Origin of the sequence: Oceanobacillus alkalisoli (assembly GCF_022213125.1) — a bacterium.
Classification (GTDB): domain Bacteria; phylum Bacillota; class Bacilli; order Bacillales; family Amphibacillaceae; genus Oceanobacillus; species Oceanobacillus alkalisoli.
This window is the reverse complement of record NZ_JAKNRA010000017.1, coordinates 1-14,379: the sequence shown is the minus strand read 5'-3', so window position 1 is coordinate 14,379 and position 14,379 is coordinate 1. Positions and strand designations below refer to the sequence as shown.

Annotated in this window: 10 protein-coding genes, 13 tRNA genes, 2 rRNA genes and 2 pseudogenes; 6 read left to right on the top strand and 21 right to left on the bottom strand. The window is 38.5% G+C overall.

Annotated elements, in window-relative coordinates; genetic code table 11:
* Positions 1 to 219: 219 nt before the first annotated feature.
* The 3 genes and pseudogenes from L3V42_RS16115 to L3V42_RS16105 all read right to left on the bottom strand — a co-directional run bounded on the left by L3V42_RS16115 (position 220) and on the right by L3V42_RS16105 (position 3,459).
* Positions 220 to 831, bottom strand: a complete 612-nt coding sequence (locus L3V42_RS16115) for an L-lactate permease (protein ID WP_255783486.1) — start codon at positions 829 to 831, stop codon at positions 220 to 222.
* Positions 832 to 1,348: 517 nt separating this feature from the next.
* Positions 1,349 to 2,759 (bottom strand): annotated as a pseudogene (locus L3V42_RS16110) (FAD-linked oxidase C-terminal domain-containing protein).
* 250 nt (positions 2,760 to 3,009) lie between these two features.
* On the bottom strand, positions 3,010 to 3,459 hold the full coding sequence (locus L3V42_RS16105) for a hypothetical protein (protein ID WP_238472458.1): 450 nt from the start codon (positions 3,457 to 3,459) through the stop codon (positions 3,010 to 3,012).
* Positions 3,460 to 3,681: 222 nt separating this feature from the next.
* Between L3V42_RS16105 and L3V42_RS16100 the strand changes: the two genes are divergently transcribed.
* The 5 genes from L3V42_RS16100 to L3V42_RS16080 all read left to right on the top strand — a co-directional run bounded on the left by L3V42_RS16100 (position 3,682) and on the right by L3V42_RS16080 (position 7,604).
* Positions 3,682 to 4,053: a GntR family transcriptional regulator gene (locus L3V42_RS16100; RefSeq protein WP_235763824.1), complete on the top strand. Its 372-nt coding sequence runs from the start codon at positions 3,682 to 3,684 to the stop codon at positions 4,051 to 4,053.
* Positions 4,054 to 4,057: 4 nt separating this feature from the next.
* Positions 4,058 to 4,924, top strand: a complete 867-nt coding sequence (locus L3V42_RS16095) for an ABC transporter ATP-binding protein (protein WP_235763825.1) — start codon at positions 4,058 to 4,060, stop codon at positions 4,922 to 4,924.
* A 146-nt stretch (positions 4,925 to 5,070) separates the two neighbouring features.
* Positions 5,071 to 5,940 (top strand): ABC transporter ATP-binding protein, encoded by an 870-nt coding sequence (locus L3V42_RS16090; protein ID WP_238472473.1) that lies wholly within the window; start codon positions 5,071 to 5,073, stop codon positions 5,938 to 5,940.
* Positions 5,933 to 6,544: an ABC-2 transporter permease gene (locus L3V42_RS16085; RefSeq protein ID WP_235763826.1), complete on the top strand. Its 612-nt coding sequence runs from the start codon at positions 5,933 to 5,935 to the stop codon at positions 6,542 to 6,544. The genes L3V42_RS16090 and L3V42_RS16085 overlap by 8 nt, the downstream gene beginning before the upstream one ends.
* A 475-nt stretch (positions 6,545 to 7,019) precedes the next feature.
* Positions 7,020 to 7,604: a hypothetical protein gene (locus L3V42_RS16080; RefSeq protein WP_238472457.1), complete on the top strand. Its 585-nt coding sequence runs from the start codon at positions 7,020 to 7,022 to the stop codon at positions 7,602 to 7,604.
* A gap of 184 nt (positions 7,605 to 7,788) precedes the next feature.
* Here the strand turns inward: L3V42_RS16080 and L3V42_RS16075 are convergent.
* From L3V42_RS16075 to ku, 3 genes and pseudogenes are all read right to left on the bottom strand, one after another.
* Positions 7,789 to 8,241 (bottom strand): annotated as a pseudogene (locus L3V42_RS16075) (MFS transporter); the annotation flags it as partial.
* A 55-nt stretch (positions 8,242 to 8,296) separates the two neighbouring features.
* Positions 8,297 to 9,340, bottom strand: a complete 1,044-nt coding sequence (locus tag L3V42_RS16070; RefSeq protein WP_238472456.1) for an ArsR/SmtB family transcription factor — start codon at positions 9,338 to 9,340, stop codon at positions 8,297 to 8,299.
* Between the two features lie 341 nt (positions 9,341 to 9,681).
* On the bottom strand, positions 9,682 to 10,545 hold the full coding sequence (gene ku / locus L3V42_RS16065; RefSeq protein ID WP_238472455.1) for a non-homologous end joining protein Ku: 864 nt from the start codon (positions 10,543 to 10,545) through the stop codon (positions 9,682 to 9,684).
* A gap of 89 nt (positions 10,546 to 10,634) precedes the next feature.
* Here ku and L3V42_RS16060 point away from each other — a divergent pair, with 89 nt between their 5' ends.
* Positions 10,635 to 12,419: a DNA ligase D gene (locus L3V42_RS16060; RefSeq protein WP_238472454.1), complete on the top strand. Its 1,785-nt coding sequence runs from the start codon at positions 10,635 to 10,637 to the stop codon at positions 12,417 to 12,419.
* 82 nt (positions 12,420 to 12,501) lie between these two features.
* Here the strand turns inward: L3V42_RS16060 and L3V42_RS16055 are convergent.
* The 15 genes from L3V42_RS16055 to L3V42_RS15985 form a co-directional block, all read right to left on the bottom strand.
* Positions 12,502 to 12,585 (bottom strand) — tRNA-Leu (locus L3V42_RS16055).
* A gap of 6 nt (positions 12,586 to 12,591) precedes the next feature.
* Positions 12,592 to 12,665, bottom strand: a tRNA-Cys gene (locus tag L3V42_RS16050).
* An 11-nt stretch (positions 12,666 to 12,676) separates the two neighbouring features.
* Positions 12,677 to 12,751, bottom strand: a tRNA-Gly gene (locus L3V42_RS16045).
* 7 nt (positions 12,752 to 12,758) lie between these two features.
* Positions 12,759 to 12,830: transfer RNA gene (locus tag L3V42_RS16040), tRNA-Gln, on the bottom strand.
* 16 nt (positions 12,831 to 12,846) lie between these two features.
* Positions 12,847 to 12,922: transfer RNA gene (locus tag L3V42_RS16035), tRNA-His, on the bottom strand.
* Positions 12,923 to 12,944: 22 nt separating this feature from the next.
* Positions 12,945 to 13,018 (bottom strand) — tRNA-Trp (locus tag L3V42_RS16030).
* Between the two features lie 8 nt (positions 13,019 to 13,026).
* A tRNA-Tyr gene (locus L3V42_RS16025) sits at positions 13,027 to 13,111 on the bottom strand.
* A gap of 13 nt (positions 13,112 to 13,124) precedes the next feature.
* Positions 13,125 to 13,200, bottom strand: a tRNA-Phe gene (locus L3V42_RS16020).
* Between the two features lie 22 nt (positions 13,201 to 13,222).
* Positions 13,223 to 13,299, bottom strand: a tRNA-Asp gene (locus L3V42_RS16015).
* Position 13,300: 1 nt separating this feature from the next.
* Positions 13,301 to 13,377 (bottom strand) — tRNA-Met (locus L3V42_RS16010).
* Between the two features lie 171 nt (positions 13,378 to 13,548).
* Positions 13,549 to 13,624 (bottom strand) — tRNA-Val (locus L3V42_RS16005).
* Positions 13,625 to 13,694: 70 nt separating this feature from the next.
* Positions 13,695 to 13,769: transfer RNA gene (locus L3V42_RS16000), tRNA-Glu, on the bottom strand.
* Positions 13,770 to 13,788: 19 nt separating this feature from the next.
* Positions 13,789 to 13,881, bottom strand: a tRNA-Ser gene (locus tag L3V42_RS15995).
* Between the two features lie 97 nt (positions 13,882 to 13,978).
* A 5S ribosomal RNA gene (gene rrf, locus L3V42_RS15990) occupies positions 13,979 to 14,094 on the bottom strand.
* Positions 14,095 to 14,263: 169 nt separating this feature from the next.
* A 23S ribosomal RNA gene (locus L3V42_RS15985) occupies positions 14,264 to 14,379 on the bottom strand; the annotation flags it as partial.

Sequence of the window (14,379 nt, the reverse complement as noted above, 5' to 3'; positions counted from 1 at the left end):
AACCTCGCACTAAAAACTGAAATAACAATGGGACAGCAACTATTATTCCTCAACTAGCACTTAGAAAATTTCCATGGTTTATAATAAAAAGTCATCCATCAGCTTTATGTAAAATATTAAAAGCTGCTTATTCCAAAGCCGGTCATGCACATTGGAATAAGCAGCGTTATAAAAGTCTATCTAATCTAACTAACGTGCGCATGAACAATCAGCTCTTGTTTATGCGCTCTTCTTTTTCCCTCCAATCGCATCCAAGCGCTTGTTGTTTGTCGCAATAATATAGATAGCAATGGTCCAAATAACGAGAGCAATGATTGTTTTACCGGACGCTTTCCATGCCCTGCCAAAATCTCTTGGTTTCATCCCGTGCATAACGTAAGTGATGACGGCAACTAGGATAAAGATAAAACCTGGAGAAAATAGAATTTCCCAACTGGAACTAATATCCGTTCCAAAAATATTAGGGACTACGATTGTAGCAGATTTAAGCCAATCTCCAACTACTGTCAGTCTTGAAATGAGTAAAAATGCAGCAATTAATACATATGGAGCCCATGCACGCCACATGCTGATTTTACCTGCGTAAATTTCACTGTTTTTCAGTTCAACCCGTCCGGTCCAGGTCGGATCCCAGCGGTCTTTTTCTTCAAAGTCCCAGACATCTTCTTCTTTTGGCATGAGGAAACCTTTTTGGGCAGCCGGAATTACAATTGCGAGTCCAATTAACCCACCAAGCAGTGCAGGAAATTCAGGCCCTAATAAATATGCAACGATTATATACGGTATCGTCATCGCAAATGCCGCAAATAAAGCAAACTTCCATACCTTCAGACCTTCACTAAATGATTTATTTTTCCCGAAGAATTTCGTTTAAGATTCCAACTAAAAATAATGGGATCAACAATCCTGCAATAAAATGAAGCGTGGCGACTTTTGTAGCAACATCAAAGATGAAACCGGAGAGATTCGTTATTTGGGTAAGCGGCTCAACACCTGTACCGACCCCAACAATGGTGTTCCAACAGCTCCGAATGATACTGGTGTACTTTGAATAACCATACCTGCTACAACCGCAGCCATTGAACCTTCTCTTTCAAAGTTGTACACGGCGCGGCATACTTGTTTATATGAGCATAAGAGGTAATAATAATCCATCCTTTGTAAGCGTTATCAAATCATCTTTTTCCTTTTAGACGAGATGCTCTAAATCGGAATATACCAACGAACCTTCGTGAAAAGTATCCTGAAAGTCATGCTATTTTTTAATCTGACAAACTTTATCGCTCTATCCGCCTCGTCCAACAGTCCTCACTGCTTCCCAGTTGCTTTAAAGTTGGTTTCTATTAACTTATGGAACAAGATGCATTTCTTCGTGGTCTCGCCTCGTTACTTCAACACAGCGGCCTGGCTGTGGAAACAGTTTACCTGGATTCAACAAGTCCCCCGGGTTAAATACGTTGCGGATATTTGTTTGTGCTGCGATTTCCTCGTCCGTGAAAATAAAACGCATCTCGGCTGATTTTTCAATCCCGACCCCGTGCTCACCCGTAATCGAGCCGCCAACATCTGCACAAACCTTCAAACATTCTGAACCAGCTTTCGATGCACGCTCACTTTCTCCCGGCACGCTTGCATCAAACAAAATAAGCGGATGAAGATTTCCGTCCCCTGCATGGAAGATATTTGCAATCCGGAGATCATATTTTCTGCTAATTTCTGTGATTTTCGCTAAAACTTCTGGTAAGCGGGTTCTCGGAATGACACCATCCTGCACGAGGTAACCTGGGTATTGCACCCATTGCACCAAAGCCCATTTTGCGGTTTGCCCACCATAAGCTACGCTCTGCTTCATCTTTAGCGACTTTTACTTCACGGACATTATTCTGCTTACAAACCGCAAGTATTTCTTCAATCTGGTCATCAATTCCCGCAGCAATCCCGTCCACTTCAATCAGAAGAAATCCAGCAATATCCCTTGGGTGTCCGACCGGGTAAGCTGCTGATTCCACTCCTTCAATCGCAATCTCATCCATCATCTCCAAATCCGCTGGGATAATACCCGCAGCAATGATATCCGAGACAGCTTGGCTTGCATCATCTATATCATCAAAGTAGGCAAGCGCTGTTTTCTTTCCCTCCGGATTTTTTAAAACTTTCACCGTAACCTTCGTCACAATCCCGAGTGTTCCCTCCGATCCAGTGAGTAAGCCTAACAGGTCATATCCTGGCTGGTCAGGAACTCCTCCTTCGCCGATCTCTACAATTTCCCCGCTCGGATGAACAATCTCCAGCCCTAATATATGGTTTGTCGTCACCCCGTATTTCAAACAATGCGCACCACCAGAATTTTCCGCGACATTTCCGCCAATCGTGCATGCATACTGACTTGATGGATCCGGAGCATAATAGTAGCCTTTATCGGAAATCGACTGGGTCAACTTCAAATTGATATAACCTGGTTCCACCACTGCTTTTCTATTTTCTAGATCCAGATGGAGCATTCGCTTCATTTTCACCAAACTGATGAGCACTTCCCCGCCCAGCAGTGTCGCACCTCCGCTCAAGCCTGTTCCTGCTCCCCTTGCAATATACGGAATCTCTTCTTTAGTTAAACACCTCACCACGTCAGAAACTTCTTCTGTATCCTTCACAAACACAACGGCTCGCGGCATCCCCTTGTACATCGTATAACCGTCACATTCATAGGAGATGAGGTCTTCCTTTTTATAAAGCACTTCATTTTCTCCAACAATAGCCATTAATTTTTGAATGATAGGATCCAATCTTTGTATTAAAAAGGGAGAGATATTTCCATTGACTATTATACTTCTTATTTTTCCTTTCCAAAAATATCAAGCACCCTATCTCCTCACTCATTGATATAAACTTTCGGTTCCACCACAAAATCCCCCTCTCTCCTTGAGATAGGGGGATAGAGCTTCATCTAAATAATTATGGAAATAGAAATCTCAATGAAGCAAGAGTCTTTTCAAAGACACCTGCTATCGCTTAGCTATTGATCTCTGCTTTAAACTTTACGTCGTCTTTAGCAGATAATAATTCATCCTTTGCCTCTACTGCGCTATCTTTTACATCGACTAATTCACCTTTTGCGTCTTTTACGGAAGACATCACATCTTTGGACTCCTCAACTACATTTTTAGTTGTATCTTTAATATCCTTAACTTGAGTATCCAAAATTGCCTGTATTTTCTGGATGGCCTCTTTGGAAATATCTGTTGCATTCTGAATACGGCTGATTATAGCATCCTTCGTACCATTGGGATCTTCTTTAATTGTAGTTGCATACTTGGTTACGGTATTCTTCACGCTCTTAGAAGTATCTTTTACTTTTTCACGCGCATTGCTATTCAACAGAACTAATGAGGAAGCTCCTGCAATTATTCCAGCAACAAGCAATCCTTTTTTCGCTTTTTGTTTTTCAATTGCCATACTCAATGAAAATCTTCCTTCCATATTTTATTATTGGTTATGTTTTAGATTCCCGTGAGGCAGCTTTTTAAACATCTATCCAGGAAAAATGACGTCTACTGAGATATTACACAATATAATAGTAACCCAAATAACTATTTAAGAACGCTTGAATTATGCATACAGTCATGATTAACTAGTGTATATAGTGATTATGTGTTATATATATGGTGAAAAGGAGGTTCCTACATGCAAATTATAATATCAAACAGTTCTAAGGAACCCATCTATGAGCAGATTTCCAAACAAATTCAATCCAAAATATTGTCAGGTGAACTGACAGAAGGTACTGCTTTACCCTCGATCAGGCAATTAGCCAAAGACTTAAGAATCAGTGTAATTACAACTAAACGGGCATATGAAGAATTAGAGAAAGGGGGATTCATCTACTTGATTGTAGGTAAGGGCTCATATGTAGCTGAGCAAAATTTAGAAATGATTCGAGAGAAAAAACTAAGAGTAATTGAAGAACAATTAAGTGCCGTTATCTCCAACAGTAAAGAAATTGGATTACCATATGAAGAATTACAAGATTTATTAAAGTTGCTGTATGAGGAGTGATCATTTGGATAATGTAATAGACATTCGTGGTATTTCTAAAGAGTTTAAGGAATTCTCCTTTGACAGTATAGATTTACAGATAAAACAAGGCTACACAACAGGTCTTATTGGAGCAAACGGATCTGGTAAGACAACATTAATAAAGCTGATGATGAATCTTCTGCAGCCTGACGAAGGAGAAATAAGCGTATTCGGACTGGATTATGCGACACATGAAAAAGCGATAAAAGACCGAATCGGCTTTGTTTACGACAGCAACATTTTTTACGAATCCCTGAACTTAAAGGAAATCAGTAAAATTATAGCACCTTCTTATAAGCAATGGGATCGGAAAAAATATAAAGCTTATATTGACCAATTTGAACTGCCATTAAAAAAACCAATTAAACATTTTTCTAAAGGAATGCAAATGAAAGCTTCCATCGCCATGGCCCTTTCCCATCATGCTGAATTAATTATAATGGACGAGCCAACAGCAGGATTGGATCCGACATTCCGGAGAGAATTATTAGATATCTTCCAGGAAGTAATGGTCAATGAAAATAGAAGTATACTTTTTTCAACCCATACGACTAGTGATTTGGAACGTTTCGCTGATTATATTATATTAATAGATCAGGGGGAAATTCTCATTTCGAAACGTATGGATGAATTGCAGGAAGATTATGCACTTGTGAAGGGAAATAGCGATTTACTTGATCGGGATACCGAAGCTTATTTTCTAAACATTGAACAATCCCAAGGCGTATTCCAAGCATTAACAAATGATAAAGCGCAAGTACAAAAAGTCTTTGGCGATTATATTGTAATGGAAAAGGCTTCGTTAGATGATATTATGTTTCATATGAAAGCTGCCCACAGACGCGGGTAAAACGACACGAGATCTTAATGCGTTATTAAGGTCTTTTTTTATTTTGCAACAAAAGTTTAAATTCACTATTGTGCACACAGTACATATAGTATATACTGTTTATGAATCGTATGCACACTTAAAATGCAACATAAGGAGTGAGAACAATAGAAAATATAGTAGAATTTAAAAATGTGAGTAAATATTTTAAAGATTTTTCCTTAAAGGATATCAATTTGCAAATAATGAAAGGTCTGGTTACAGGTTTTGTCGGGGCAAATGGTGCGGGAAAATCCACTACCATGAAGTTAATAATGAACCTTTTACAAGCGGATAAAGGAGAAATCAAGGTATTTGGGAAGCAATATGTAAATAATGAAAGAGATATTAAGGAACGAATCGGCTTTGTCTATGACAGCAATGTCTTTTATGAAAATTTAAATCTTAAAGACATTCGTAAAATCATTGCCCCTGCTTATAAGAATTGGAGTGACAAACAATTTTATGATTATATCAAGCTGTTTGAACTACCACTAAATAAAGCGATTAAAACCTTTTCTAAAGGGATGCAGATGAAAACATCTCTAGCACTGGCCCTATCTCATGATGCTGAATTCATTATAATGGATGAGCCGACAGCTGGTTTAGATCCTGTATTTCGCAGAGAGCTGCTGGACATTTTAAAAGAGCTGACGAATGATGCGACACGCACACTTTTCTTCTCTACCCATATTACCAGTGATTTAGAGCGGATTGCTGACCGTATTATTTTCATCCAGGATGGTAATATTCTTTTTCATGAATCAATAAAAGACGTGCAAGAGCGTTATAAGTTAGTCAAAGGAAATACCAATTTACTCCATCAGAAAATAGAAAAAAGTTTTATAAATATCGACCGTTCGTCAAATGAATTTCAGGCACTAACAAATAACGCAGAAGAAGTAAGGAAATCCTTAGGAGATCAAGTCGTTATCGAGGAAGCGACTTTGGAGGATATTATGTTTTATACGAAAGGAGCTCGTCAGCAGTATGTTTAATTTGATAAGAAAAGATTTGATTATCCAAAAATCACAAATTATGCTTTTTATTCCATTTGTTATGTTCTTTGCCATTTTTGCTGATCATATGAGTCCTTTTTTTATTTTCCTGATCGCCAGTTTATATATCCCATTGAATGGATATATTTATGATGAACAGGTAGAATCCAATATTCTTCTTAATTCCTTGCCATATACGAGAAAAGAGATTGTTGCCGCAAAATATGTTGGTTCCGCTGTCTATATGATTTTATCAATCGCTGTAGCTGGGATTATTCTGTATCTATTTAATTTCGACTTTCTATTTCGGGATATAGTGATTGCCGCAGGGTTATTTTTCTTCTTTGCTGCTTTGACTTTTCCGTTATTTTACATATTAAAACCAGGTAATATAGGCGCATTCATAATGATTGGGTTAATCGTGTCTGCAGCCTTGCTGCCACCGGCTCTCCGATTTCTAGCAGGACATCTCACGGCTATTACAGATTTCATTACAAGTTTGTCGACAACAGTCCTTTACATTAGCGGCACCGCAATCTCCATAAGCCTCTTTTTAATTTCCTGGTTAGCCAGTCAAATAATTTATCAGCGTAAAGTATTTTAATCAGGATAGGAAGATAAGTATATTGTTGTGCTTATTTTAGATCTCGGATGAAGTGTCCACTAATGATTATACTAAAAAGTGCGATAGTCCAAGAAGGACTATCGCACTTTTTATGAAAGAGAATTTGAAACTTTTAATGTAAATATGCATCATTCGTCTTCATCACCACGAAACAACTCATGCAGAAACCTTTCCCGACCTGTCAAAAAATTCAATGTCAAATTATAATGTTCCGTGTCTTCATATGAAACTTCCTGAATGGAAGATTCATCAAAATTTAGGATTTGTGCCTCTGGATAACCAAACAGGATTGGTGAATGTGTCGCTATAATAGCATTCTATCTTAATACGATTGACTTCAACAAAGTGTTTCAAACTCTATTCCGGTAAACTACCCAATTCCACCTATATGACCTCCGTCAAAAAAGTTTGTTTTCCCTCCATCGTGGAATAGTATCTGAAGGAGGCGATGTAGATGTTTGGTTTATCCGATTTAGTGAGTCTGGTGATATCTGCATTCATTATCTTTCCTGCTGTCATCTTTTTAAGAGAGTTAGGATATATGATTTTCGGTCTCCTGTTTGGTGCAAAAAATAGTAGAATCACGTTAGGATCCGGTCCACGGATATTTAAGTTTGGAAAGTTGGACGTACGAAAATATTATCATCTCTACAGTTGGTTTTCCTATGATGAATTAAAAGTTAAAAGTAAGTTTGCCTATGTCATTTTATATGCAAGCCCTATCATGGTTAATGTTATTGTCGGTTTAGTCATTAATGCCCTTATTGCAAACGGATATATCACGATGTATGCGACATTTTGGGATCGATTTGTATTTTATGCATTTTTCTATGTATTATTTGATGCAATCCCTATGAAGACGGTTCATGGTAAACCAAATAACGGCATGATTATCTATCAAATGATACGTTATGGGAAACGCACCGATTATAACCCAGAACCATTTCTACCATCAACCTCTGAAGCGGAAAAAGCTTATCAAAAAGAAATGGAAAAAATAAAAAAATTAATAACTGATAATAAATCTGCTAAAAAGTAAAGGATAAGAAATCTTTTAATAAAGTGAATGAATTTCATCATTACCAAAGTCGGCTTTTCCATCACCATATGTAGTTGGGAACGAACCAACTCAACTACATATGGTGATGGTGAAGCATTAAATACGTATTATGAAATTCATTAAAGTATATAATATGATGCGTATGACGTATGCATAGAGTGTTTCAAGAAACCATTTTTTCCTGATTGCTTTTTTCATCAATAAATTTAAAATATGGTAAACATATTCCTGCGAATGAAAATGTACTAATCAATAAACCAATCAAAAGATACAATGGTCTGACACCGAACATTTCACTTAATACGCCACCAGCAAGCACTCCCAACGGCATCACGCCCCTAATAATAAGCAACCGAACGGAAAACACCTTACCCATCAGGCCATTGGGGACTCTTTTTTGGAGGATCGTTGTATGATGGATACTAAAAACAGCCACTCCTATTCCTGCAATCGTTTCGGTTGTTATTGCTAATGGAATACTATGATTAAAGCATAATGCAATATAGGTTAGTCCACCTATGAAAAGGGAACCGAGCATAAGAACTCTGCGGCTATTATATGGAATTCGAGTTACTAAGATAGCTCCTATTATATAGCCAATCGGAAACCCAGCCATGCAGATACAAACGAACGATTTTTTAATAATGACGGATTCATAAGTTTTTTCCCTTTTATTGTTCTAGATATTGTTCTAATTCCTTAAAGAGTAATTCTGACCAATTTGCTTTCAAAGCATATTTTCCTTCGATTATTTCAACCAATTTAGCAGCACGTAATATTTTCAAATGATGATGAATCGTAGTCTTCCCCATCTTTAACTGTTCCGTAAGTTCCTGTAACGAATGATTTTTTTCCGACAACAATTTTACGATTCGTAGTCTAACCTCTTCTCCTAATGCTTTGTGCTTTAGTATTAAAAAATGGTTTGGCATATATTTATCATTTGGTGAAAGACTCTCATTGGCCACTGGATAATAGAATACTTTCGTACCTTCAATGTCTGCTTCAATATTCCAAGGACGATATACATACTGTGGGATGAGTAACACCTGATGAATACTAGGCTCGGGAAGGTAGTTTACCCCTCCTGTCGCCCACTGAACAAGCTCTTCGGGGGACATCTTTTCTTTCATCCGCTTTTTAGATTCATAATCGGCTTTCAAAATTTGGCTTGTCCGTTCTAATTCTGGATTTATCACTGCTTCATACCATAATGTCATAACTTCAGTTAAATGGGCTTTAAGCTTTTGTGCATCGGTTTTACCGATAAATTCAATGTACTGCGGGAAAAAAGGATTATCACTCGTTATCTGTTTCAATTCTACGATAGCTTGCTCCTCTCCGGTTGCAGCCTTTTCCCTTAGCTGCTGGAATTTCTCTCCGATATACGGTAAACAAGTGAATTTAAACGTTGTATCTTGCAGCAAATGAATACTCGTGCAGAATTCATCGAGCGTATTACTTTCATGATAGTGAAGCAATTGTAATAATGCCTTCCACGTATTATTTTTTTCTACGTAATCTAAATGAAGGTGAAGTCTTTCCGATAATGATGTTCTAAGCTCTTTCCAATAACTTGCAGGTTTTTCTAAAGTACTAATAATTCGTGAATTCGTTATAGCGGCTATCCCTAAAGCACATTCCCATAAAGTAGAATAAGCAAAATGGACTTCATAGGTTTCTCTTTTTCTGCTTGTTGCCTGTAAAATTTCCATCCGATCACCCTTAATAAATATTCATATTAAGTAGAATTATACAGAAATGAATTTTATAGTTCAACATTTTTAAAATAAATTATTTAATTATTGTTGAACGACTTATTTTATAACGTAGTAAAGCAATAAAGAAGTATTTGATTTATAAAAGAAATCAAGTACTTTCTTCTTTGAATCATAGTCTTTTTTCGTTTTAAAATGATTAATAGTCAATAGTCTCTTTCAAATTAAAATGGATGCCTCCTTAAAAGCAGCATCCACTTTAACTTGAATTCATATTTATTTTTGTTTGTTTTATTATCAGCTGCTGGTCGCTCTTATACCCGACAGCCCTTCGTGAGTCAAGAAGTAACTTTCTTCTTCTTAGCTGTTGTCTTGATCGTCTTTTTAGAAGTTGTTTTCTTTTTCGGTTTTGTTTTTGGCTTTTCATCTTTAGCGCGATTCAAGGACTCCTGGAGCGCGTCCATTAAATTGATCACATTATCCGGCTTTGTCTTAGTCTCTCCGCCAACTTCAACTTCCTCATTATTTTTCTTCGTTTCTATCAGCTCCATAAGTGCTGTTCGATAATCATCTTTATATTTTTCCGGCTCAAACTCCGTTGTTAATTGATCAACCAGGAGTTTCGCAGTGTCTAACTCTTTTTTACCAACTGCCTCCTTGCTCGGCACATTAGGAACCTCATCAACAGCTCGCACTTCGTCAGGATAATGAATTGTTTCCACTACAATCGCATCTTTATATACTCTGATGACCGCAAGTTGCTCCTTCGAACGAATCATCATCTTTGCAATCCCAATCTTACCAGTATCCATTAGAGCCGCCCTCAATAGTGCATATGCCTTTGCACCACCTTCATTTGGCGATAAATAATAGCTTTTTTCAAAATAAATCGGGTCGATTTCTTCCAGCTTTACAAAATCGATAATTTCTACAGCTTTGCCTTCCTGTTCTTTCTTTAACGCCTCCAATTCTTCATCATCTAAAATTACAAATTTATTTTGAGCATATTCGTAGGCTTTAACAATATCTTCGTTTTTGACAGCTTCATCACAGTTTGGACAAGTTTTTTCATACTTTATAGGTGTTTTGCACTTTTTATGCAATTGACGTAGCTTTATGTCTTTATTTTCAGTTGCCGCATGCATCTTTACAGGTATATTGACTAAACCAAAGCTGATTGTTCCCTTCCACATGGTGTGCATCGCGTTCACTCCTTTTTAAACTTATTTTGCTGACTTGTATGTTTTTTATACAAAGATATGAGGCATCCTAATTAAATGAGGTGACACATATGGACTGGATGAAACCGGTAGAAAGAACAGATATCCCTAAAGGTGATGAATGGCTGTATGAGGTTAAGTATGATGGCTTTCGCTGTATGTTGAATTGGACGGTTGAAAACATCACTTTGATAAGTAAGAACAAACACGATCTTACAAAGAATTTTCCTGAAGTTATTAATTGGTGTAAAGAAAACGATGCTCATTTTAAAAGTATGTTACCGATAAGGTTGGACGGAGAACTTGTCATCTTAAACCACCGCTATCAAGCAAATTTTTCACAAATACAAATGCGCGGCCGAATGAATTCGAAAGAGCGGATAGCGGCACATGCACGTGCAAGACCAGCAACATTCATGGTATTTGATATTACAGAAATTAGAGGGAATAAGCTGCACCAGCATAAGTTATCATTGCGGAAAGAAATTCTTCACCAAACATTGCAGCCGGTTTCCGGTAATACGACGGTAAGATGTGTAGAGACATTTTCATCTATTGCAGAGATAGAAAGGATTGTTTTCTCATTTAAAAGTGAGGGCATTATTGCAAAGCTAAGAAAAAGCACATATCAAAAAAGGAAAAGGCATCACGACTGGTTAAAAATTAAAAATTGGAGAGTGATTCAAGGCATCTTAACAAAATACAACCCAAGTAACGAATATTTTACAGTCAACGCCCTGGATAACGATAAGTTACTAGGCATTGGTACATGTAAGCATGGATTACCGAAAGATTCAACGGAAACCGTACAAAAACTCTTTAAGGAGCAAGGGAAACTCGTTAAGGGAAGTTATCATTTACCACCAGCCATAACATGTACAATCAACACATTAGATTTATATGAAGGAAAGTTGAGGGAGCCTAATTTTAAAAGCATTAATCCTAACACATCATACACAGAATGCACATTGGATAAATTACAGCTGGACATAGCCCAGCTTCCAATTGATGTGTCAAATACAGATAAGTACTTATGGCCAAATCTATTTAAAAAGAAAGACCTTTTAGTTTATATCAGAGAAATATCCCCATGGATGCTGCCATTTTTAAAACAGCGTGCGTTAACTATTATCCGGTCCCCGGATGGGATTGATAAAGCATCGTTTTTTCAAAAGAGTCTTCCAGATTATGCACCTGATTTTTTAGTATCTGATTCTATAGAGGACTTTATTATATGCAATCATATAGAAGGCTTAGTTTGGTTAGCGAATCATGGCTCTATTGAATATCACGTCCCCTTTCAACATATTGGACATGTTACACCACTAGAGATTGTATTTGATTTGGATCCACCGAACCGAGCGCATTTTTCCCTTGCAGTAAAGGCAGCGCAATTATTAAAACAGATATTAGATGATTTAAGCCTTGTTTCTTTTGTGAAAACATCCGGAAACAAAGGAATGCAAGTATATATTCCAATCAAAGCAGGGAGCATGACCTACGACGAGACCTCCATTTTTACTGAAGCTGTTGCGAAAACTTTGGAACGCACATATCCGAATGATTTTACGACCGAACGATTAAAGAAAAATAGAAAAGGACGTTTATACATCGACTATGTACAGCACGGTAAAGATAAAACTTTGGTCGCTCCCTATTCGCCGCGCATGACAAAAGAAGGAACGGTTTCCACACCATTATTTTGGCATGAAGTGAACGAAGACTTGGACCCTACTGCATTTACGATCAGAAACACAGTAGAACGTGTAAAAGAATTTGGTTGTCCGTTTGAAGGATATTTTGATGGTGGTAATAAGCAAAATTTGAGCAAGCTATTAAAAATGGTGAAAGATTAAACTAAAACAAAAAACTCGTAAGTCTTATCATTCAAGACTTACGAGTGCATTTACTTTATAAAAAACCAAATTATAATGTAGATACCGGTGGTCGGGATCGAACCGACACTCCCGTGAAGGAACGGGATTTTGAATCCCGCGCGTCTGCCTGTTCCGCCACACCGGCAAATTTTGGAGGCGGTAACCGGATTCGAACCGGTGGTAAAGGTTTTGCAGACCTCTGCCTTACCACTTGGCTATACCGCCAGATAAAAAAATGGAGCGGAAGACGGGATTCGAACCCGCGACCCCCACCTTGGCAAGGTGGTGTTCTACCACTGAACTACTTCCGCATTATAACTGGGCTACTAGGATTCGAACCTAGGAATGACGGGACCAAAACCCGTTGCCTTACCGCTTGGCTATAGCCCAATAACGAACTATTAAATGGGGCGACCGGTGGGGGTCGAACCCACGAGTGCCGGAGCCACAATCCGGTGCGTTAACCACTTCGCCACGACCGCCATTTAAATTAAAAAAGTTTAATGGCAGGGGTAGTAGGAATCGAACCCACATCAAAGGTTTTGGAGACCTTCGTTTTACCATTAAACTATACCCCTGTATCAAATGGTGGAGGGGGGCAGATTCGAACTGCCGAACCCTGAGGGAGCGGATTTACAGTCCGCCGCGTTTAGCCACTTCGCTACCCCTCCAACAAAGATATAATGGTGGCTCGGGACGGAATCGAACCGCCGACACACGGATTTTCAGTCCGTTGCTCTACCGACTGAGCTACCGAGCCATAATGACTATTAAATAAATAGTGGCGGTCCGGACGGGACTCGAACCCGCGACCTCCTGCGTGACAGGCAGGCATTCTAACCAACTGAACTACCGGACCTTGGTTGCGGGGGCAGGATTTGAACCTGCGACCTTTGGGTTATGAGCCCAACGAGCTACCGGACTGCTCCACCCCGCGGTAATAAGAGATATGCAAATGCTATTCATGCATAATAATAGAATAAAGACTGTTCGTCGTATTTCGGGATAATTCGGAGAAGCTTACACTCCTCACAAAGCCTAATTCAAAGATGTTTCTCAATGGTGTTTTGGCTTTGCTCCACCCCGCGATAATGTAAATTATAAATAATGGTGGAGGATGCAGGGCTCGAACCTGCGACCCCCTGCTTGTAAGGCAGGTGCTCTCCCAGCTGAGCTAATCCTCCAACGCATAGGATATGATAATACATGTGTTGCAACAAAACGTTGCGTGTATTTAACATGCCTTCCTAAAAATGGTGACCCGTACGGGATTCGAACCCGTGTTACCGCCGTGAAAGGGCGGTGTCTTAACCGCTTGACCAACGGGCCATTAAATTAAAAAGTATAATGGCGGAGAGCGAGGGATTTGAACCCTCGAGACCGCGATAGCGGCCTACACGATTTCCAATCGTGCTCCTTCGACCAACTCGGACAGCTCTCCATTGAGCTCTAAGTAATACAGTCGAATTGAATTTCTCTGAATTACTTTCAGTTGCTTATATTATTACAATTAAATTAACTTAACTTAAAGGTTAATTGCCTGGCAGCATCCTACTCTCGCAGAGACAAGGTCTCAACTACCATCGGCGCTGGAAAGCTTAACTGCTGTGTTCGGTATGGAAACAGGTGTGACCTTTCCGCCATCGCCACCAGACCTAGTGAAAAGTTATTTCTTGTTAACTGTTTGTAAAAATCAGGTTATTTTTTTGTCACAATAATTATTATAGCTGATTCACAGAAAAAATCAAGTATAAACTATCTTTTATGTAAATTTCATACCCTGAAAACTAAATAAGAGTAATTCACGACATCAAATATAGAAGTTAGTTAAGTCCTCGATCGATTAGTATTCGTCAGCTCCACATGTCACCATGCTTCTACCTCGAACCTATCAACCTCATCGTCTCTGAGGGATCTTACTCACTCGAAGTGATGGGAA